This is a genomic window from Pseudomonas sp. ASL7 (assembly GCF_056680375.1).
Genome location: NZ_CM155279.1, coordinates 787238 through 806673, shown reverse-complemented (window position 1 = coordinate 806673; position 19436 = coordinate 787238). Strand labels below are relative to the sequence as shown.

Below are 19436 nucleotides of genomic sequence, written 5' to 3'. Positions count from 1 at the left end.
AGGTAGCTCACACATGGCAAATGAATCGAAATGCCCGTTCAATCACGCCGCTGGCGGCGGCACGACGAACCGCGATTGGTGGCCGAACCAACTGAATCTGAAGATCCTGCACCAGCACTCGTCGCTTTCCGACCCCATGGACGAGAACTTCAACTACGCCGAAGCGTTCAAAAGCCTGGATTTTGAGGCCGTCAAAAAAGACCTGAATGCGCTAATGACCGATTCGCAAGAGTGGTGGCCCGCGGACTTCGGTCACTATGGGCCGCTCTTCATTCGCATGGCCTGGCACGCCGCCGGTACGTACCGCACCGGGGACGGCCGTGGTGGCGCCGGTTCCGGCCAGCAGCGCTTTGCACCGCTCAACAGTTGGCCAGACAACGTCAGCCTCGACAAAGCGCGCCGGCTGCTTTGGCCGATCAAGCAAAAATATGGTCGCAACATCTCCTGGGCGGACCTGATCGTCCTCACCGGCAACGTCGCACTGGAGTCCATGGGCTTCAAGACTTTCGGCTTTTCCGGGGGTCGTCCCGACGTCTGGGAACCGGATGAAGACGTCTACTGGGGCTCCGAAAACAAGTGGCTCGGGGGCGATACCCGTTACGGCAAAGACAACAAACCCATGGAAGAACCCGGCGACGGCCCACTCGTTGCCGAGCCAGGGAGAAATGAGGAGAGCCGTACCGACCAGGGGCGCAACCTGGAAACCCCGCTCGCAGCCGTGCAAATGGGCCTGATCTACGTCAACCCGGAAGGTCCTGAAGGCAACCCGGACCCGGTCGCTTCGGCCATAGACATCCGCGAGACCTTTGGCCGCATGGCCATGAATGATGAAGAAACCGTGGCACTGATCGCCGGCGGCCACGCTTTCGGCAAGACCCACGGCGCCGGCCCAGCCGACAATGTCGGCGCAGAGCCCGAAGCAGCAGGCCTCGAAGCTCAAGGGTTTGGCTGGAAAAACAGCTTTGGGACCGGTAAAGGCCCGGACACCATCACCAGCGGCCTGGAAGTGACCTGGACCACCACGCCAACGAAGTGGAGCAACAACTACCTGGAAAACCTGTTTGGGTTCGAATGGGAACTGAGCAAAAGCCCGGCGGGCGCGAACCAGTGGGTGGCGAAAAACGGCGCTGGCGCTGGCACCATTCCGGATGCGCACGACCCGTCAAAACGGCGTAATCCGACCATGCTGACCTCGGACCTGGCCCTGCGGCTCGACCCGATCTATGAGCCGATAGCCCGGCGCTTCCTGCAGAATCCGGATCAATTGGCCGACGCGTTCGCTCGCGCCTGGTTCAAGCTGATCCACCGCGACATGGGCCCTCTCTCGCGCTACCTAGGCCCGGAAATGCCCAGCGAAGAACTGCTGTGGCAGGACCCGATCCCAGCGGTGGACCATGCCTTGGTCAACGACAGCGACGTCGCCGCTCTCAAGAGCAAAATACTCGCCTGCGGCTTGTCGGTCTCGCAGCTGGTGTCTACCGCGTGGGCGGCGGCTTCTACCTTCCGTGGCTCCGACAAACGCGGCGGTGCCAACGGTGGACGCCTGCGTCTCGCCCCACAGAAGTCCTGGCAGGCCAACCAGCCTGAGCAACTGGCCAAGGTGCTGGCAACACTTGAAAGCATTCAGCGCGAGTTCAACAGCGGCGGCAAAAAAATCTCGCTGGCAGACCTGATCGTGCTGGCCGGTAACGCCGGTGTCGAACAGGCCGCGAAAAATGCTGGCCACAGCGTAACGGTTCCGTTCACACCGGGGCGGATGGATACCTCGCAAGAGCAGACCGACGTTGAGTCTTTCGGCTTCCTCGAGCCCATCGCCGATGGCTTCCGTAACTACCTCAAAACCCGCTACCGGGTACCGGCCGAGCAGTTGCTGATCGACAAGGCACAACTGCTGACACTCACCGCACCAGAAATGACAGCGCTGGTGGGCGGGCTGCGTGTGCTGGACACCAACGTCGGACAAACCAGGCATGGGGTGTTCACGAAACAGCCGCAGGCGTTGACCAATGACTTCTTCAAGAACCTGCTGGATATGGGCGTGGAATGGAAACCGACCTCGGAGGCGAATGAGGAGTTTGAAGGACGTGATCGCAAGACCGGCGAAGTGAAGTGGACCGGGACGCGTGTGGACCTTGTCTTCGGTTCTAATGCGCAGTTGCGAGCCTTGGCGGAGCACTATGCAAGCAACGACGCGAAAGACAAGTTTGTTAAAGACTTTGTTGCCGCGTGGACCAAGGTGATGAACCTGGACCGGTTTGATGTGAGGTAACAGTAGCGTTGAACGTGTGACGCGCAAAATAAGCCACCTCAACCTGTCGTACAGGTTGGGGTGGTCTTGGGCGCGAGCTCAATAGCTTCAAATACTGTGATGCACTTTCATGGACCGGGCCCGCACGGGTGGTGTACGGCTGCCATCAACTGGTAGCCTGAGCGCCCTTACCTGCAGGTACCTGATGGATCATCGGGCGCAACGACGCCTCGATGATCACTTCGCCCCTCTATCAATCAAGACGACGGTGACTCTTTTGATCAGCACCACCCCCGCACTTGCCCGCGATATCGACGGCAAAGCCATCTCTGCAAAGGTTCTGGAAGAAGTCCGCCAAGAGCTTCTGGTCCTGGCCGGGCAGCACATTTTTCCCGCATTGGCGGTCCTGCTGATCGGCGACGATCCGGCCAGCCATGTGTATGTGCGCAACAAATTGCTGCGAGCCAAGGAAGTCGGGATTCGCTCCCTTGAATACCGTTTGCCAGACGACGCCAGCCAGGCGCAAGTACTGGAAATGATCGCCCAACTGAACGCCGACACCACGGTGAACGGCATTTTGGTGCAGTTACCCCTGCCAGGGCATATCGACGAGGCGGCAGTGATTCATGCCATCGACCCGATCAAGGACGTGGACGGCTTTCATCGGGAAAACGTCGGCGGCCTGGTGCAAGGCATCGAAGTCCTGACGCCCTGCACACCCAGCGGCTGCATGCGTCTGCTGCAGGAAACCTGCGGTGACTTGAGCGGCTTGCACGCCGTGGTCATCGGCCGTTCGAACATTGTCGGCAAGCCCATGGCGACCTTGCTGTTGCAGGCTCACTGCTCGGTCAGTGTGCTGCACTCACGCAGTGTCAATGCCCCGGCGCTGTGCCGACTGGCCGATATCGTCGTCGCGGCGGTGGGCCGACCAGGGCTGATCAATGCCAGTTGGCTCAAGCCTGGAGCGGTGGTGATCGATGTCGGAATCAATCGCATCACCGACGAATCCGGCAGTCATCTGGTGGGCGATGTCGACTACGCCAGTGCGCGCACCGTTGCCAGCGCGATCACACCGGTACCCGGTGGCGTCGGGCCGATGACCATTGCTTATCTGTTGAAGAACACCCTGATCGCCAACCAGTTGCAGCGTGCCGTCCAGGCTCGCGAGCCGCGCTCGGACAGCGACCTGGCGTTGAGCTGAACCCAACGAAGAAACGAGGCTAGGCCGTTCTATCTACCTATCAGCGCGGAAACAGCAACGTCAGCGCTACGCGAAAGCCCCAGCCTTGCGCACCATCCTCCGGGCTATCGGCCCAATATCGTGGGCCGGCCTGGATCGTCAGGGGTTGACCGCTGATTTTCAGCAACTGAGTGACCGTCAGGTTGATCGGCACCGACCACTGATGGGTTTGCCAGTTATAGGTCGACTCGGTATTCACTCCATAAGTGGTGTAGGTATCGGTGGTGTACGAGAGGAACGGTTGCAGGAAGGTCTGGTTGACCTTTTCTTTGTCATCCGGCGGGCTGTTCTCCAACCCCCAGATATGGTTGGCGAGAATGCCACGGGTCCAACCGTTGGACTGCTTTAGCGCGACGGCTGTTGGGCCGAGGCCCCACTGCTTACTACTCAACAAATCGTTGCTGCCGGTAGGAATCAGGATGGCCGGCCCGACACCCAGGATCCAGCCACTGTCGGTGGGTTTTGTCGGAGAGAAGAAAAAGCTCTGGGTCACATCGCCGATACCGGAGGTATCCGCCGCGCCATTCGGTGCCAGACCGTGCTGGTCGATAACCGGCAGGATGGTGCGCGAGATCAGGTTCCAGTCCTCGTTCAAACTGAAGGGCAACACCGGCTGAATGTTAGTGACGCTGTGCATGCCGTTACCGGTCGGCCCCATCTTCTGGTCCCAGTTGTACTGCACCGGAAGGCTGTACATCGCGGCTACAGGGTTGAGTGCGGCCTTGGCCAGTTCCGCAGAATCCTCGCCTCTTACAAAGCCACTTTGCAAAGCGACAATCGTTGCTGGCAGCAGCATTAGATGTAGAGATGCTCGCGACATATTCGCTCCTGATTGGCAAGTAGCTGTCCGAGCCATTTTTCTAACAACGCCTCGGACACGTCTTTGACGACAGCTTTGAAGTTATTGGCAGAAATTCTGACGCTCTCATCGTGGGTATCGCCCTAAGGTTTGCGAGGTACTTGCTACCTAAACGCCACCGTCAAATTCAGGTAGGTATAGCTTACTTATTTGGCATTGGCCGCCGCCTGTCGACGCGACTGCGCGGGCGGGAAGAAACCTGATCTGGAGACAGCCCTGTCGCTGATAGCATCACGCCATCTCGTGCGCATGAAAAAAAAGTGAGTCGCCACGCGACGAAAGCTCAACCGGCCAGCACTTTTCTCGAACCTTTCAACGCGAACCCCGTCCTACCGTTATCGCCCTCAACAGTAAGTTCAGGAGCTGCCGATGCCCATTCATCCAAAAGCCTGTTTCCAACCGCACCCCTGCATGAGCGGCGATTGGGGCTCGGCGAAATTGGTGAGAAAATCCGCCTGCTCCGCACCTAATCGTCGCCCTCAATTCGAATGAACAGGGGAATGTGATGCTCAAGACCATCGGAAACACACCTATCCGCACGCTTCACCGGGCCAGCTGCCATTGCGGTGCCGTTATCCTGGAGATCCATCTGCCGGAGGGTGTCCCCGGTCCACAGCGATGTGATTGCTCGTTTTGTAAACGCATAGGCGCAATTGTCGCAGCGGTACCTTGCGCAGATCTCAAAGTGATTAGAGGAAAATCCGCGCTAGTGAGATATCAATTCGGCAATCAGGTGGCCGAGCATTTCTTCTGTGGAAATTGCGGCATCTACACGCACCATCGATGCAGCACCCAGCCGGAAAAGTTCGGCTTCAACATCGGCTGTCTCGAAGGGGTCAATCCCTACGATCTGGATGACGTACCCGTCGCCGACGGTGGCCCCTGGAACTCACTCTGAACGAACCCCCCTTCGCGCCCCCAAGGGTGTCTCTCCCAAGTCTCTCATCAGAGATGCCAGGCGCAGGGCAGCCGGGCTGACATCGACGTTTCAATTGATTGACCTGTGAGCCCTAGTCCCCGCGCCGTCCTGATGCCTGGCTTGCGGCCAGCGTGTGCGCCCAAAATTCCTGCCGCTTCTGCGTTTTGTCGCCTTCTCGACAGAAATTCATTTCGAGCACTTGCACTGCCGGTATTATGGTATACCATCATACGCACAGTCACCTCACACCTCCTATGGAGCAGCTCATGAGTTTCGAAATCCGCAAGATCGTCAGCTATGTCGAAGAAACCTTTATCGAAGGCGGCAAGGCCACCGACACGCCAGTGACCATGGTCGGCTTGGCCGTCGTCATGAAAAACCCATGGCTGGGACGCGGCTTCGTCGAAGACCTGAAACCGGAAATCCGCGCCAACTGTTCAGACCTCGGTGCACTGATGGTTGAACGTCTGGTAGGCATCATCGGCGGTGCCGAAAAGATCGAGGCCTACGGCAAAGCCGCTGTGGTCGGCGCCGACGGCGAGATCGAACACGCTTCGGCAGTCATCCATACCCTGCGCTTCGGCAACCATTACCGCGAAGCGGTCAAGGCCAAGAGCTACCTCAGCTTTACCAATAAGCGCGGTGGCCCGGGCACCTCGATCCAGATTCCGATGATGCACAAGGACGACGAAGGTCTGCGTTCGCACTACATCACCCTGGAGATGCAGATCGAAGACGCACCGCGTGCCGACGAAATCGTCGTGGTACTGGGTTGCGCCGACGGCGGCCGCCTGCACCCACGCATCGGCAATCGTTACATCGATCTGGAAGAACTGGCGGCCGAAAAAGCCCAGTAATCAAGGTCCGTAACCAAAACAAAAAGGCATGCAGGAGCGCTCCATGATTCGGCTCACCGCTGAACGCACCCCGGCTGGCACCAGTTACCTGGCGACCGGCCAAGGCCAGCCCGTGGTATTGATCCACGGCGTGGGCCTGAACAAAGAAATGTGGGGCGGCCAGGTAGTTGGCCTGTCCACTCAATACCGTGTGATTGCCTACGACATGCTCGGCCATGGCGCCAGCCCGCGTCCGCAAAGCGGCACGCCCCTGCTCGGCTATGCCGATCAGTTGCTCGAGTTGCTCGATCACCTGCAATTGCCCAAGGCAGCGGTGATCGGTTTCTCCATGGGCGGCCTGGTCGCGCGGGCGTTTGCCTTGCATTACCCGGACCGCCTCCAAGGCCTGGTGGTGCTTAATAGCGTGTTCAATCGCAGCGCAGAACAGCGTGCCGGTGTCATCGCCCGAACGGCACAGGCTGCCGAGCACGGACCGGATGCCAACGCAGAGGCCGCACTGTCACGCTGGTTCAGCCGCGAATACCAGGCGGCCAACCCGGCGCAGATCGCCGCGTTGCGCCAGACGTTGGCGGACAATGACCCGCAGGGTTATTTGACCACCTATGAGCTGTTCGCGACCCAGGACATGTACCGCGCCGACGACCTGGCCAGTATCCAGGTGCCGACACTGGTCGCCACCGGTGAACTGGATCCGGGCTCGACGCCGGAAATGGCACGGCAATTGGCCGAACGCATTCCCGGCGCGACAGTTGCCGTGCTCGCCGAACAGCGGCATATGATGCCCGTAGAATCGCCGCGACTGGTCAACCAGCTATTGCTGGAGTTTCTCGACACAGCGCACGCCCGACAAAACCAAATAAAGGGGATCGTTGCATGACACTCGCACGCTTCCAGATGTGCATCGGCGGTGAATGGGTCGATGCCCTCTCCGGTAAGACTTTTGAAAGCCTGAACCCGGCCCTGGCGCAAGCCTGGGCCGAGCTGCCCGACGCTGACGAAGCCGATGTGGAGCGCGCCGTACAGGCTGCGCAGACCGCCTTCGACAGCCCTGCGTGGCGCGGTTTGACCGCCACCGCTCGCGGTAAATTACTGCGGCGCCTGGGCGATCTGATCGCTGAAAACAAAGAACAACTGGCGCAGCTGGAAAGCCGCGACAACGGCAAGCTGATTCGCGAAACCCGCGGCCAGGTCAGCTACCTGCCGGAGTTTTTCCACTACACCGCCGGTCTGGCCGACAAACTCGAAGGCGGTACTCTGCCACTCGACAAACCGGACCTGTTTGCCTACACGGTGCACGAAGCCATGGGTGTGGTCGCCGCGATCATTCCCTGGAACAGCCCGCTGTACCTGACCGCGATCAAACTCGCCCCGGCCCTGGCCGCAGGCAATACGATCGTGATCAAACCGTCCGAGCATGCGTCCGCCACCATTCTTGAGCTGGCTCGTCTGGCGCTGGAAGCGGGTATTCCGCCGGGCGTGGTCAACGTCGTTACCGGCTACGGTCCAAGCACCGGCGCGGCCCTCACCCGCCATCCGCTGGTGCGCAAAATCGCCTTCACCGGCGGCGCTGCCACGGCGCGGCATGTGGTGCGCAGCAGTGCCGATAACTTCGCCAAGCTGTCACTGGAACTGGGCGGCAAATCGCCCAACATCATTTTTGCCGACGCCGACCTCGACAGCGCGATCAATGGAGCGATCGCCGGGATCTATGCGGCCTCCGGGCAGAGCTGCGTTTCCGGGTCGCGCCTGCTGGTTCAGGATGAAATCTACGACGAGTTCGTCGAGCGTCTGGTCGAGCGCGCCAAGCGCATTCGCATCGGCAACCCGCAGGAAGACAGCAGCGAGATGGGCCCGATGGCCACCGCGCAACAATTGGCGGTTGTCGAAGGTTTGGTGGCCGATGCCATTGCCGAAGGCGCGCGTTTGCGTATGGGCGGCAAGCGTCCCGAGAATCTGGGTGACGGCTGGTTCTACGAGCCGACCTTGTTCGAATGCGACAGCAACTCGATGAAGATCATGCAGGAAGAAGTCTTTGGTCCGGTGGCCTCGGTCATTCGTTTCAAGGATGAAGCCCAAGCGCTGGCGATTGCCAACGACTCGCAGTTCGGGCTCGCTGCCGGCATCTGGACCCGTGACCTGGGACGCGCCCACCGCCTGGCCCGAGACGTACGTTCGGGAATTATCTGGGTCAACACCTACCGTGCCGTGTCGGCCATGGCACCGATCGGCGGCTTCAAGAACAGCGGCTATGGACGCGAAAGCGGCATCGATTCAGTGCTGGCCTACACCGAGCTTAAAACGGTGTGGATCAACCTGTCCCAGGCACCGATGCCTGATCCTTTTGTGATGCGTTAAGAGACCACCGACATGATCGAACCCGGCATTTACAAAGACGTCATGAGCTCGTTCCCGTCCGGGGTCACGGTGGTCACCACCCTGGACCCGGAGGGCGGCATCGTCGGCATCACCGCCAGCGCATTCAGTGCGTTGTCGATTGACCCGGCACTGGTGCTGTTCTGCCCCAACTATGCCTCGGACACGTACCCGATCCTGCGCGACAGCAAGCAGTTTGCAATTCACCTGCTGTCCGCCGACCAGACCGCCGAAGCCTATGCTTTCGCCAGTAAAGGCAAGGACAAGGCCAAGGGTATCGAGTGGCACTTGAGTGCCTTGGGTAATCCGTTGCTGGCTAAAGCGACGGCGATCATCGAGTGCGAATTATGGCGCGAATACGATGGTGGTGATCACGCCATCATCGTCGGCGCGGTGAAGAACCTGATTCTGCCCGAGCAGCCCGTTACACCGATGATCTACCACAAAGGCAAGCTGGGCCCCCTGCCCGCCCTGGCCTGATACACATTTTATGTAGGAGCGAGCTTGCTCGCGATGAACCTGAGAACGCGATGGAGTGTCAGGCTTACCGCGTTATCGTTGACGACCATCGCGAGCAAGCTCGCTCCTACAAATACCGCCCCATTTCTTAGGAGCCGGCATGAGTCCAGCAGCCTTGCAACTGTTCCGTCAGCAGGCCTATATCGATGGCCAATGGCTGGATGCGCCGGATGGCGCCTATCAGGTCATCTTCAACCCGGCCACCGGCGAACGGATCGGCCAGGTGCCTAACCTGGGTGCCGCCGAGGCTCGCCAGACCATCGCTGCCGCCAACAACGCCTGGCCAGCCTGGCGTGCACTGACCGCCAAGGAACGCAGCAACATCCTCAAGCGCTGGCACGCGCTGATGCTTGAAAATGCTGACGCACTGGCAGAGATATTGACCCTGGAACAAGGCAAGCCACTGGCCGAAGCCAAGGGTGAGATTCTTTACGCCGCCAGCTTCATCGAGTGGTTCGCCGAAGAAGCCAAACGCATCTACGGCGACACCATCCCGAGCCATAAAGGCGATGCGCGCATCGTCGTCAGCAAAGAGCCGATCGGTGTGGTAGCAGCCATCACGCCATGGAACTTCCCGGCAGCGATGATTACCCGCAAGGCTGGCCCGGCATTGGCCGCTGGCTGCCCGTGCATCGTCAAGCCGGCGCCGGAAACACCGTTCTCCGCCTTGGCAATGGCTGCGCTGGCTGAACAGGCGGGTATTCCTCCGGGTATTTTCAATGTGATCACCGGCGACGCCGTGGCCATCGGCGCCGAGCTGACCGCCAGCCCTCTGGTACGCAAATTGTCCTTCACCGGCTCCACCGCCATCGGCAAATTGCTGATGGCTCAGTGCGCGCCGACACTGAAAAAGGTGTCGCTGGAACTGGGCGGCAACGCGCCCTTTATCGTCTTCGACGATGCGAACCTGGAACGTGCCGTGGAAGGCGCGCTGATCGCCAAGTTCCGCAACGCCGGGCAGACCTGCGTCTGCGTCAATCGCTTCCTGGTGCAGGCCGACATTCACGATGCATTCGTCGCGCGACTGGCAGAGCGTGTGGCGCAATTGAAAGTCGGCAGTGGCTTCGACAACGGCATCACTCAGGGCCCGCTGATCAACGAGCGCGCCGTGGCCAAGGTTGAAGACCACGTACAAGACGCCCTCGCCCATGGCGCGCAATTGCTCTGCGGCGGTGAACGCCATACCCTCGGCCACGGCTTCTTCCAGCCAACGGTGCTGGCCGGCGTGACGTCTTCGATGAAGGTCGCCCAGGAAGAAACCTTTGGCCCGCTGGCTGCCGTGTTCCGCTTCGAGTCTGAAGCCGAAGCGATCCAAATGGCCAACGACACCGAATTCGGCCTCGCCGCTTATTGCTACACCCGCGATCTGGGCCGTGCCTGGCGCATGAGCGAGGCGTTGGAGTACGGCATGGTCGGGATCAACGAAGGGTTGATTTCCACCGAAGTCGCGCCGTTTGGCGGCATTAAATCCTCGGGCCTTGGCCGAGAAGGGTCGAAGTACGGCATTGAAGATTACCTTGAGCTCAAATACACCCTGATGGGTGGGCTCGACGACTTCGGGAGCACGCAGCGATGAGCAACGAAAAATATGAACAAGGGCTGAAAATTCGCACTCAAGTGTTGGGTGAGGCCTACGTCAACCGCTCCATCGAGAACGCCGACGACTTCACCCGGCCGTTGCAGGAAATGGTCACCGAGTACTGCTGGGGCCACGTCTGGGGCCGTGAGGGTTTGTCGCTTAAAGAGCGCAGCATGATAAACTTGGCCATGATTTCGGCCCTCAATCGGCCTCACGAACTCAAGCTGCATGTACGCGGCGCCTTGCGCAACGGGCTGAGTCGTGAACAAATACGCGAAATTCTGCTTCAGGTCGGTATTTATTGCGGTGTCCCCGCTGCCGTTGACAGTTTCCGGCTCGCCCGTGAAGCGTTCGCCGAAGCCGATGCCGAGGCCTCCAGTTAACCCTTGGCTGTTTTGATTGAGCACGGAAGGTCCACGGATCGAAGTGCTCTTTTTGCATGGACAGCCACATTCAGAGCGGACCCCATGAAACGCCTGCCACTCGACGACAGCTTCAAGGTCAATCGCAACCCCGTTACCCTGCGCGAAATCGTGCTGGATAAACTGCGAAGCGCCATCATGAACTTCCAGCTCATGCCGGGAGACCGCCTGGTCGAACGCGATTTGTGTGATCGCCTGGGCGTCAGCCGCACGTCCGTGCGCGAGGCCTTGCGTCACCTGGAATCCGAAGGCCTGGTGGAATTCGCCGACGCCAAAGGGCCCAGTGTCGCCATCATTACCCTGGCCGATGCCGTCGATATCTACGAACTGCGTTGCGTGCTTGAGGGCTTGATCGTCCAACTGTTTACCTTGCGTGCCAAGGCCAAGGACATCAAGGCCCTGGAAAAAGCCCTGGAGGAAAACCGCAAGGCCCTCAAGGAAGGCGAATTGCAACAGGTCATCGACTCGGTTCAGGGTTTCTACGATGTCCTGCTCGAAGGCTCCGGCAACCATGTGGCGGCCACTCAGCTGCGTCAGTTGCAGGCACGAATCAGCTACTTGCGGGCGACATCGGTGTCCCAGGAAAACCGTCGTGGCGCCAGCAATCAGGAAATGGAACGCATGGTCGAGGCCATCAAGAGCGGCGATCCGCTGGCGGCGCATCAGGCGTGCGTCGACCACGTCCGCGCCGCCGCAGCCGTCGCTCTGGATTACCTCAAGCGCAAACAGGAAGAGACCGGGAAAATCCCCGAAATCACGCTGCCCATCGCGCTTAAAGAACCGCGCATAGGCCGCTGAAGATGTTCAGCCCGAGCTTTTGTCCAAAGTGCGGCGGCAATGACCTCAAGTCTCAGCTTCCGCCGGGCGATACGCACGAGCGCCTGATGTGCCGCGGCTGCGGCTACATCCATTACGTCAATCCGAAGATCATTGCTGGCTGCATCATCGAGCAGGACGGCAAGTACCTGCTGTGTCAGCGCGCCATCCCACCGCGTCCTGGCACCTGGACGCTGCCGGCAGGTTTCATGGAAGGTGGCGAGACCACCGAGCAAGCCGCCTTGCGCGAAGTCTGGGAAGAGAGCGGCGTACGCGCGGAAATTCTCTCGCCCTACTCGATCTTCAGCGTGCCGAAGATCAGCGAGGTGTACATCATCTTCCGCGCCATCGCGCTGGAGATCACCGGCCAGTACGGGCCGGAAACCCTCGACTACAAATTCTTCGCGCCCGAGGACATCCCTTGGGACAGCATCTACTATCCGGCGATCCGGCAGATCCTCGAACGCTATATCGAGGAACGCCAGGCCGGGGTTTATGGCATCTACATCGGCAACGACGATACCGGCAAGATCCACTTCATCCGCTAAGTCTCCCTATAGGAGCGAGCTTGCTCCGGGCGGCGTTCCGACGATGGGCGTCAACGATGACGCGTTTTTTCAGGATTAACGCGGTGCCATTGAGTCCATCGCAGGCAAGCCAGCTCCCACAGGGTTATGGGGCGCTTGTTATGCCGGCGCCACGCCCTCGACAATGATCACTTCGGCCCGGGCCACACCCTCTCGGTGCCGCTTTGCCTCCTGATATTGCTCGGACTGGTAACAGGCCAGCGCCTGCTCGTACGAGTCGAATTCGATGACCACACTGCGTTGCGGCGTCGCCCGGCCTTCCATCGCTTCGCTGCGCCCGCCCCGGGCCAGTATCCGCCCGCCATACAGTGCAAATGCCGCCGGGGCCCGCTGGGTGTATTGGCAATATTGATCGGGGTCGGTGATGTCTACATGAGCAATCCAGTACGCCTTCATAGTGACCTCTTGGTTTGTTTTGTATTATGGTATACCACATTACATTCCAATCAAACACAGAGAATCCCAGCATGGCCTTCAACAGCATCGAAGAAATCATCGAAGACTATCGGCTTGGCAAAATGGTGCTCCTGGTCGATGACGAAGACCGGGAAAACGAAGGCGACCTGTTGCTGGCTGCCGACTGTTGCACCGCCGAGGCTATCAGCTTCATGGCCCGGGAGGCCCGCGGCCTGATTTGCCTGACCTTGACCGACGAGCATTGCCAACGCCTCGGGCTGGAGCAGATGGTGCCGAGCAACGGCAGCGTCTTCAGTACCGCGTTTACCGTGTCCATCGAGGCCGCCGTCGGCGTCACCACGGGCATCTCCGCTGCTGATCGGGCGCGCACGGTGGCCGCCGCCGTCGCCCTCAATGCCGGCCCCGCCGATCTCGTACAACCCGGCCACATCTTTCCCTTGCGCGCCAAGGAAGGCGGCGTGCTGACACGCGCCGGACACACTGAAGCCGGCTGCGACCTGGCACGCCTGGCGGGTTTTACCCCGGCCTCGGTGATCGTCGAAGTGATGAACGATGATGGGACCATGGCCCGCCGTCCGGACCTGGAAGTGTTCGCACGCAAGCACGGGATCAAGATCGGCACCATCGCCGACCTGATTCACTACCGCCTCAGCACCGAACACACGGTGCTGCGCATCGGCGAACGTGACTTGCCCACGGTGCATGGCACCTTTCGTCTGATCACCTTCGAGGATCGCATTGAAGGCGGTGTCCACATGGCCATGGTGATGGGCGAATTACGCCGGGACGAGCCGACGCTGGTACGCGTGCATGTGATCGATCCGCTGCGCGATCTGGTGGGCGCCGAGTACAGCGGTCCGCCGAACTGGACGCTGTGGGCCGCACTCCAGCGCGTGGCCGATGAAGGTCGCGGGGTCGTGGTGGTGCTGGCCAATCACGAATCGTCACAAGCGCTGCTCGAGCGCGTGCCGCAACTGACTCAACCGCCACGGCAGTTCAGTCGCTCACAGTCGCGCATCTATTCTGAGGTGGGGACCGGAGCGCAGATTCTGCAGGACCTGGGCGTTGGCAAACTGCGTCATCTCGGGCCGCCGTTGAAATACGCGGGCTTGACCGGTTATGACCTGGAAGTGGTGGAGAGCATCCCTTTCACCCAGTGATCCGTCGGGAACACAATCCGGCTGTTTGTAGGAGCGAGCTTGCTCGCTATGGTCGTTCAGCCACAGAAAATGTGTCGGATGTTCCATCTTCGCGAGCAAGCTCGCTCCTACACAGAGCCGTATTTCGGTCTACAAAAACACGGTTTGGCTGATAGCCGGTAAGGCAAAGTGCTTGCACAAAGTTTGGAATACCATAATATGATATTCCATAGACCGGACGATCTTAATTGGCTAGACGGACCTACTGCTCCCCCTAGGCGGGCACTCAAATGCCCCGCTCATAAACACAACAATGAGGGCGTGAAAATGGTGTTGAACAAACGTGCAACCGCAGTACTGCTCGCAGGCTTACTGGCCACGGCCAGTCACATGGCAATGGCGGCTGAAAGCGTCAACTTCGTCAGCTGGGGCGGAAGCACTCAGGATGCGCAGAAGCAGGCCTGGGCCGACCCGTTCAGCAAGGCCAGCGGCGTTACCGTGGTCCAGGATGGCCCGACCGACTACGGCAAACTCAAAGCCATGGTCGAAAGCGGCAATGTGCAGTGGGATGTGGTCGACGTCGAAGCCGACTTTGCCTTGCGCGCCGCCTCCGAGGGCCTGCTCGAACCCCTCGATTTCACGGTCATCCAGCGCGACAAAATCGACCCGCGATTTGTCTCCGATTACGGCGTCGGTTCGTTCTTTTTCTCCTTCGTCCTCGGCTACAACGAGAGCAAGCTCGGCGCCAGCAAACCCCAGGATTGGTCCGCGCTGTTCGACACCAAAACCTATCCCGGTAAACGCGCCCTCTACAAATGGCCAAGCCCTGGCGTGCTCGAATTGGCCCTGCTGGCCGATGGCGTAGCCGCCGACAAGCTCTACCCGCTGGACCTGGATCGCGCCTTCAAGAAACTCGACACCATCAAGAAAGACATCGTCTGGTGGGGCGGCGGCGCGCAGTCGCAACAACTGCTGGCCTCCGGCGAAGCAAGCATGGGTCAGTTCTGGAACGGCCGGATTCATGCCCTGCAGGAAGATGGCGCACCGGTGGGCGTGAGCTGGAAACAGAACCTGGTCATGGCTGACATTCTGGTCGTGCCCAAAGGGACGAAAAACAAAGCGGCGGCGATGAAGTTTCTGGCCAACGCCAGCAGTGCCAAAGGCCAGGCCGACTTCTCCAACCTGACCGCTTATGCACCGGTCAACGTCGACAGCGTGGCGCGCCTGGATTCGGTGCTGGCGCCTAACCTGCCGACGGCCTACGCCAAGGATCAAATCACTCTAGACTTCGCGTACTGGGCCAAGAACGGTCCGGCCATCGCGACACGGTGGAACGAATGGCTGGTCAAATGAAAATGACGGCAACCGCGTCACGTCAACTGACTCCGACCGGGAGCGCCACTGGCGCTGTCGGTACGGTTACCGGCAAGGCGGCTGTGATGAATCAATCCACTTCCCTGGCGCAGCGCTGGCGTGGCGCCAGCAACCTGATCCCTGCCCTGCTGTTCCTCGGCCTTTTCTTTCTGGCGCCGTTGATTGGGCTGTTACTGCGCGGTGTGCTTGAACCGACACCGGGCCTGGGCAACTACGCGCAGTTGTTCGCCAACTCGGCGTACGCACGGGTGTTGCTCAACACCTTCTCGGTAGCCGGACTGGTGACCCTGTTCAGCCTGCTGCTTGGCTTTCCATTGGCCTGGGCCATCACCTTGGTGCCAAAAGGCTGGGGTCGCTGGATTCTTAACATCGTGCTGCTGTCGATGTGGACCAGCCTCCTCGCCCGGACCTATTCCTGGCTGGTGTTGCTGCAAGCCTCCGGGGTGATCAACAAGGCGCTGATGGCGATGGGCATCATCGATCAACCGCTGGAAATGGTGCACAACCTGACCGGTGTAGTGATCGGCATGAGTTACATCATGATCCCGTTCATCGTATTGCCGCTGCAGGCGACCATGCAGGCCATCGACCCGATGATCCTGCAAGCCGGCTCGATCTGCGGCGCCAGTCCGTGGACCAACTTCTTCCGGGTCTTCCTGCCGCTGTGTCGGCCAGGGCTGTTCTCCGGTGGCTTGATGGTGTTCGTGATGTCGCTTGGGTACTACGTGACTCCGGCGTTGCTGGGCGGTGCGCAGAACATGATGTTGCCCGAGTTCATCATTCAGCAGGTGCAGTCGTTCCTCAACTGGGGGCTGGCCAGCGCCGGTGCCGCATTGCTGATCGCTATCACGCTGGTGTTGTTCTACTTCTACCTGAAGCTTCAACCGGAATCCCCGGTTGGCGCCAGCAACGCGAGGTAAGCCGTCATGCTCCTGACCCCCAATGCCATGAGCCGGCGCATGCGCTTCGGCCTGTACTTCACGACTGGCCTGATCGCGTTGTTCCTGCTGTTGCCGATCGTATTCATCGTGCTGCTCTCGTTCGGCTCCTCCCAGTGGCTGGTGTTCCCGCCGCCGGGCTGGACGCTGAAATGGTACGGCCAGTTCTTCTCCAACGCCGATTGGATGAACGCCGCGCTGGCAAGCCTGAAGGTCGCTGTCCTGACCACGTTCTTCGCCGTGGCGCTCGGTTTGCCCACCGCTTTTGCCCTGGTGCGCGGACGCTTCCCTGGCCGGGAACTGCTCTATGGCCTGTTCACCCTGCCGATGATCGTGCCGCTGGTGATCATTGCGGTGGCGGTGTATGCGCTGTTCCTCAAACTCGGCTACACCGGGACGATGTTTGCCTTCGTCGTCAGCCACGTGATTGTTGCGTTGCCATTCACCATCATCTCGATCATCAACTCGCTGAAGCTGTTCGATCAGTCGATCGAAGACGCGGCGGTGATCTGTGGTGCCTCACGCCTGCAGGCGGTGTTCAAGGTGACCTTTCCGGCGATTCGTCCGGGCATGGTGGCCGGCGCGCTGTTCGCTTTCCTGGTTTCCTGGGATGAAGTGGTGCTGAGCGTGATGATGGCCAGCCCGACCCTGCAAACCCTTCCCGTGAAAATGTGGACCACCCTGCGCCAGGACCTGACGCCCGTGATTGCCGTCGCCTCGACGCTGCTGATCGGCCTCTCGGTATTGGTCATGGTGATCGCCGCCGCCGTTCGCCGGCGCAATGAAATCAGCGCCTGAACGCCCAGGAGTACGACATGAGTGCAGTGATCAAAGATACCGCGCAACACAATGACCAACCCCTGGTGAGCCTGCGCAACCTCAACAAGTACTACGGCGAATTTGCCGCCGTGGACGACATCTCGCTGGACATCAAGGACGGCGAATTCCTCACCTTCCTGGGCTCCAGCGGTTCCGGCAAAAGTACCACGCTGTCGATGCTCGCCGGCTTCGAAACCCCGAGCAGCGGCGAAATCCTGGTCAACGGCCAGTCGCTGGTCAACGTGCCGCCACACAAGCGCGACATCGGTATGGTGTTCCAACGCTACTCGCTGTTCCCGCACCTGTCGGTGCGCGACAACATCGCGTTCCCGTTGGCGATTCGCAAGCTGGCCAGCGCCGAGCGCGAGCGCCGGGTCGATGCCATGCTCAAACTGGTGCAACTCGAACAGTTCGCCCATCGTCGCCCTTCGCAACTCTCTGGCGGCCAACAGCAACGGGTCGCCATCGCTCGGGCGCTGGTCTATGAGCCACGCATTCTGCTGATGGACGAACCACTCGGTGCGCTCGATAAAAAACTGCGTGAAGACCTGCAGGACGAATTGCGCCAGCTGCATCGACGCCTTGGCATCACCATCGTTTATGTGACCCACGACCAGGAAGAAGCCATGCGCTTGTCTCAGCGTATTGCCATTTTCAGCCACGGCAAGATTGTCGGTTTGGGCAGCGGTTATGACCTGTACCAGAATCCGCCGAATGCCTTTGTTGCCTCGTTCCTGGGCAACTCGAACTTCCTGAAACTCAAGGCTCAGGGCAACGCAGCGGCTTCGTTTGAAGGTCAGTCGCTGTCCATCCGCCTGACCGCGGGGTTGCAAATCGATCAGGATGTCCTGCTCATGGTTCGCCCGGAAAAAGCCCTGGCCTTGAGTGTTGAGCAAGCCGCTCAAGACCCCTTGGCGGCAGGCTGGAATGAAGTGTCGGCCATCGTCGGCGAGGTGCTGTTCCTCGGTGAGAGCCAGACCTGCACCGTGAAAACCCTGGGCGGCACCTCGATGACCGTCAAGGCACTCTCCGCTGCGGGCATGCCGCTCAAGACCGGCGACCCGGTTCGCGTGCGCTGGGCTACTGCGGACGCATGCGTTTATACGCAATGGGCTGAGAGCGACCTGAACAAGGCTGCCGGGGCACATTAGTCTTTTGACGGCTCATGCCAGTGGGCCGCATTAAATAGAGTCACCCTGGGTCGCTGCAACGTCGGGTTGTGGCGGCCTTTTTTTTTGCGCTTTGATGGGGGGAGCCCAACTCCAACTGGCTGATCGAAATCGAGCCGAGGGAAGTCCTGACCCGCATCAATTGGCGCTTTGAGCAGGCACATCGGCAATCAGTGACTATGCTTTCGCGTGAGCAACGCGCTCTAACCCGGTATTCGCTGCGTTGTTCCATCAGCCACCACATGGAAAACAGGCCTATGAAACCGATCCGGTCCCTTGCCCAAGCTATTGCTCTCGCCTCAATCATGGCCACCGCCAGCTTTACGGCCCATGCAGCCGATATACCGCTGGGCAGTACTGCGCTGGAGGCTCACATCGTTACGCACGTACTGGCCGTCGATGCGGCGAATTTTCAGGTCACTGTGGAAGGTTCAGACAAGAACCCGGTAACCCTCCAGCTCACCGACAAGGCCAAGGCCCTGCACAATCTGAAAGTCGGCGACAAGGTCGACATACACGTTACCCGCTCGATTGCCTACGTGCTCGACACTGATGTCGACAGCGATAGAGGTGTCAGCACTAAAACAGGGATCACTCCCCCAAACAAGGATAACCCTAATCCGGGCGGAGAGGCGTTTCGCCAAGTCAAGGTCACGTCGAAGATCACCCACATCGACTTGAAAAAACATGAAGTGACCTTGCTTCCCCCAGAAGGAAAAGTGACAGTCGTCAAGGTCGAGGACCCCGATCTCCAGGCCCGCATGAAGAACCTCAAGGTCGGTCAGACGGTCGATGCCGTCTTCACCGAAGTGCTGAAAATCAAAACCTCACGCTAGCAACATACGGTGACCAGAGGGGTTGCAGGTGCAGGTTGATCGGGCAAAAGCCTGCGTCCAAGCCAACGCCCTGGTGCCGCCCCACTTTCCTGCGGGCAAAACAAAACCCCTACCTGCATACGCAGATAGGGGTTTCGGAATTTAATCTTGACGATGACCTACTCTCACATGGGGAAACCCCACACTACCATCGGCGATGCATCGTTTCACTGCTGAGTTCGGGATGGGATCAGGTGGTTCCAATGCTCTATGGTCGTCAAGAAATTCGGTAGCCAGGTCGTTCACCTTTCGGTTTACGCTCCAGCGAATGGGTAGGTGATAGAGC

At 59.7% G+C, this 19436-nt stretch carries 19 protein-coding genes and 1 rRNA gene; 17 read left to right on the top strand and 3 right to left on the bottom strand.

What is annotated here, in order from left to right; genetic code table 11:
- The first annotated feature begins 13 nt into the window (after positions 1 to 13).
- Entirely contained in the window at positions 14 to 2269 is a 2256-nt protein-coding gene (gene katG / locus AC1MDT_RS03690; RefSeq protein WP_480420740.1) for a catalase/peroxidase HPI, read from the top strand.
- 256 nt (positions 2270 to 2525) lie between these two features.
- Complete coding sequence (locus AC1MDT_RS03685) at positions 2526 to 3449, top strand: bifunctional 5,10-methylenetetrahydrofolate dehydrogenase/5,10-methenyltetrahydrofolate cyclohydrolase (protein ID WP_480420739.1); 924 nt, start codon at positions 2526 to 2528, stop codon at positions 3447 to 3449.
- A 40-nt stretch (positions 3450 to 3489) separates the two neighbouring features.
- Here the strand turns inward: AC1MDT_RS03685 and AC1MDT_RS03680 are convergent, their stop codons facing one another.
- Positions 3490 to 4284, bottom strand: a complete 795-nt coding sequence (locus AC1MDT_RS03680) for a transporter (RefSeq protein ID WP_480422695.1) — start codon at positions 4282 to 4284, stop codon at positions 3490 to 3492.
- Positions 4285 to 4852: 568 nt separating this feature from the next.
- Here AC1MDT_RS03680 and AC1MDT_RS03675 point away from each other — a divergent pair.
- From AC1MDT_RS03675 to AC1MDT_RS03635, 9 genes are all read left to right on the top strand, one after another.
- The gene (locus AC1MDT_RS03675) at positions 4853 to 5245 is read left to right on the top strand and encodes a GFA family protein (RefSeq protein ID WP_480420738.1); all 393 of its coding nucleotides are present in this window, start codon (positions 4853 to 4855) and stop codon (positions 5243 to 5245) included.
- Between the two features lie 287 nt (positions 5246 to 5532).
- Complete coding sequence (locus AC1MDT_RS03670) at positions 5533 to 6123, top strand: amino acid synthesis family protein (protein ID WP_201112043.1); 591 nt, start codon at positions 5533 to 5535, stop codon at positions 6121 to 6123.
- Between the two features lie 43 nt (positions 6124 to 6166).
- Complete coding sequence (locus AC1MDT_RS03665) at positions 6167 to 7000, top strand: alpha/beta fold hydrolase (RefSeq protein ID WP_480420737.1); 834 nt, start codon at positions 6167 to 6169, stop codon at positions 6998 to 7000.
- Positions 6997 to 8478 carry an aldehyde dehydrogenase gene (locus tag AC1MDT_RS03660; protein ID WP_480420736.1) on the top strand — a complete coding sequence of 494 codons (1482 nt, stop codon included), beginning with the start codon at positions 6997 to 6999 and terminating at the stop codon, positions 8476 to 8478. The genes AC1MDT_RS03665 and AC1MDT_RS03660 overlap by 4 nt, the downstream gene beginning before the upstream one ends.
- Positions 8479 to 8490: 12 nt before the next feature.
- Positions 8491 to 8976, top strand: coding sequence for a flavin reductase family protein (locus tag AC1MDT_RS03655; protein WP_414906622.1), 486 nt, complete (start codon positions 8491 to 8493; stop codon positions 8974 to 8976).
- Positions 8977 to 9115: 139 nt separating this feature from the next.
- Positions 9116 to 10591: an NAD-dependent succinate-semialdehyde dehydrogenase gene (locus tag AC1MDT_RS03650; protein WP_480420735.1), complete on the top strand. Its 1476-nt coding sequence runs from the start codon at positions 9116 to 9118 to the stop codon at positions 10589 to 10591.
- On the top strand, positions 10588 to 10977 hold the full coding sequence (gene pcaC / locus AC1MDT_RS03645; RefSeq protein WP_096510322.1) for a 4-carboxymuconolactone decarboxylase: 390 nt from the start codon (positions 10588 to 10590) through the stop codon (positions 10975 to 10977). Before AC1MDT_RS03650 ends, pcaC begins: the two co-directional genes overlap by 4 nt.
- A gap of 84 nt (positions 10978 to 11061) precedes the next feature.
- Complete coding sequence (locus AC1MDT_RS03640; RefSeq protein WP_201112033.1) at positions 11062 to 11814, top strand: GntR family transcriptional regulator; 753 nt, start codon at positions 11062 to 11064, stop codon at positions 11812 to 11814.
- Between the two features lie 2 nt (positions 11815 to 11816).
- Entirely contained in the window at positions 11817 to 12380 is a 564-nt protein-coding gene (locus AC1MDT_RS03635) for an NUDIX hydrolase (RefSeq protein ID WP_090185190.1), read from the top strand.
- A 138-nt stretch (positions 12381 to 12518) separates the two neighbouring features.
- On the opposite strand, the gene AC1MDT_RS03630 is transcribed toward AC1MDT_RS03635, so the two are convergent.
- The gene (locus AC1MDT_RS03630; protein WP_480420734.1) at positions 12519 to 12815 is read right to left on the bottom strand and encodes a DUF1330 domain-containing protein; all 297 of its coding nucleotides are present in this window, start codon (positions 12813 to 12815) and stop codon (positions 12519 to 12521) included.
- A gap of 71 nt (positions 12816 to 12886) precedes the next feature.
- Between AC1MDT_RS03630 and ribBA the strand changes: the two genes are divergently transcribed.
- From ribBA to AC1MDT_RS03600, 6 genes are all read left to right on the top strand, one after another.
- On the top strand, positions 12887 to 13996 hold the full coding sequence (gene ribBA, locus AC1MDT_RS03625; RefSeq protein WP_480420733.1) for a bifunctional 3,4-dihydroxy-2-butanone-4-phosphate synthase/GTP cyclohydrolase II: 1110 nt from the start codon (positions 12887 to 12889) through the stop codon (positions 13994 to 13996).
- Between the two features lie 306 nt (positions 13997 to 14302).
- On the top strand, positions 14303 to 15328 hold the full coding sequence (locus AC1MDT_RS03620) for an ABC transporter substrate-binding protein (protein ID WP_480420732.1): 1026 nt from the start codon (positions 14303 to 14305) through the stop codon (positions 15326 to 15328).
- Positions 15325 to 16269, top strand: a complete 945-nt coding sequence (locus tag AC1MDT_RS03615; RefSeq protein WP_480422694.1) for an ABC transporter permease — start codon at positions 15325 to 15327, stop codon at positions 16267 to 16269. Before AC1MDT_RS03620 ends, AC1MDT_RS03615 begins: the two co-directional genes overlap by 4 nt.
- A gap of 6 nt (positions 16270 to 16275) precedes the next feature.
- On the top strand, positions 16276 to 17085 hold the full coding sequence (locus tag AC1MDT_RS03610) for an ABC transporter permease (RefSeq protein WP_414906615.1): 810 nt from the start codon (positions 16276 to 16278) through the stop codon (positions 17083 to 17085).
- A gap of 17 nt (positions 17086 to 17102) precedes the next feature.
- Positions 17103 to 18257, top strand: coding sequence for an ABC transporter ATP-binding protein (locus tag AC1MDT_RS03605; protein WP_480420731.1), 1155 nt, complete (start codon positions 17103 to 17105; stop codon positions 18255 to 18257).
- 275 nt (positions 18258 to 18532) lie between these two features.
- Positions 18533 to 19111 carry a hypothetical protein gene (locus AC1MDT_RS03600; protein WP_480420730.1) on the top strand — a complete coding sequence of 193 codons (579 nt, stop codon included), beginning with the start codon at positions 18533 to 18535 and terminating at the stop codon, positions 19109 to 19111.
- 145 nt (positions 19112 to 19256) lie between these two features.
- Here the strand turns inward: AC1MDT_RS03600 and rrf are convergent.
- Positions 19257 to 19372 (bottom strand): 5S ribosomal RNA (rrf, locus tag AC1MDT_RS03595).
- Positions 19373 to 19436: the final 64 nt, after the last annotated feature.

Excerpts from the sequence above, each read along its gene's own strand:
- AC1MDT_RS03670 (WP_201112043.1), top strand. The coding sequence starts at position 5,533 with ATGAGTTTCGAAATCCGCAAGATCGTCAGCTATGTCGAAGAAACCTTT.
- AC1MDT_RS03600 (WP_480420730.1), top strand. The coding sequence starts at position 18,533 with ATGAAACCGATCCGGTCCCTTGCCCAAGCTATTGCTCTCGCCTCAATC.
- AC1MDT_RS03650 (WP_480420735.1), top strand. The coding sequence starts at position 9,116 with ATGAGTCCAGCAGCCTTGCAACTGTTCCGTCAGCAGGCCTATATCGAT.
- AC1MDT_RS03615 (WP_480422694.1), top strand. The coding sequence starts at position 15,325 with ATGAAAATGACGGCAACCGCGTCACGTCAACTGACTCCGACCGGGAGC.
- AC1MDT_RS03635 (WP_090185190.1), top strand. The coding sequence starts at position 11,817 with ATGTTCAGCCCGAGCTTTTGTCCAAAGTGCGGCGGCAATGACCTCAAG.
- katG (WP_480420740.1), top strand. The coding sequence starts at position 14 with ATGGCAAATGAATCGAAATGCCCGTTCAATCACGCCGCTGGCGGCGGC.
- AC1MDT_RS03605 (WP_480420731.1), top strand. The coding sequence starts at position 17,103 with ATGAGTGCAGTGATCAAAGATACCGCGCAACACAATGACCAACCCCTG.
- AC1MDT_RS03640 (WP_201112033.1), top strand. The coding sequence starts at position 11,062 with ATGAAACGCCTGCCACTCGACGACAGCTTCAAGGTCAATCGCAACCCC.
- AC1MDT_RS03610 (WP_414906615.1), top strand. The coding sequence starts at position 16,276 with ATGCTCCTGACCCCCAATGCCATGAGCCGGCGCATGCGCTTCGGCCTG.
- AC1MDT_RS03680 (WP_480422695.1), bottom strand. The coding sequence starts at position 4,284 with ATGCTGCTGCCAGCAACGATTGTCGCTTTGCAAAGTGGCTTTGTAAGA.
- AC1MDT_RS03630 (WP_480420734.1), bottom strand. The coding sequence starts at position 12,815 with ATGAAGGCGTACTGGATTGCTCATGTAGACATCACCGACCCCGATCAA.
- AC1MDT_RS03675 (WP_480420738.1), top strand. The coding sequence starts at position 4,853 with ATGCTCAAGACCATCGGAAACACACCTATCCGCACGCTTCACCGGGCC.
- AC1MDT_RS03665 (WP_480420737.1), top strand. The coding sequence starts at position 6,167 with ATGATTCGGCTCACCGCTGAACGCACCCCGGCTGGCACCAGTTACCTG.
- pcaC (WP_096510322.1), top strand. The coding sequence starts at position 10,588 with ATGAGCAACGAAAAATATGAACAAGGGCTGAAAATTCGCACTCAAGTG.
- AC1MDT_RS03660 (WP_480420736.1), top strand. The coding sequence starts at position 6,997 with ATGACACTCGCACGCTTCCAGATGTGCATCGGCGGTGAATGGGTCGAT.
- ribBA (WP_480420733.1), top strand. The coding sequence starts at position 12,887 with ATGGCCTTCAACAGCATCGAAGAAATCATCGAAGACTATCGGCTTGGC.
- AC1MDT_RS03620 (WP_480420732.1), top strand. The coding sequence starts at position 14,303 with ATGGTGTTGAACAAACGTGCAACCGCAGTACTGCTCGCAGGCTTACTG.
- AC1MDT_RS03655 (WP_414906622.1), top strand. The coding sequence starts at position 8,491 with ATGATCGAACCCGGCATTTACAAAGACGTCATGAGCTCGTTCCCGTCC.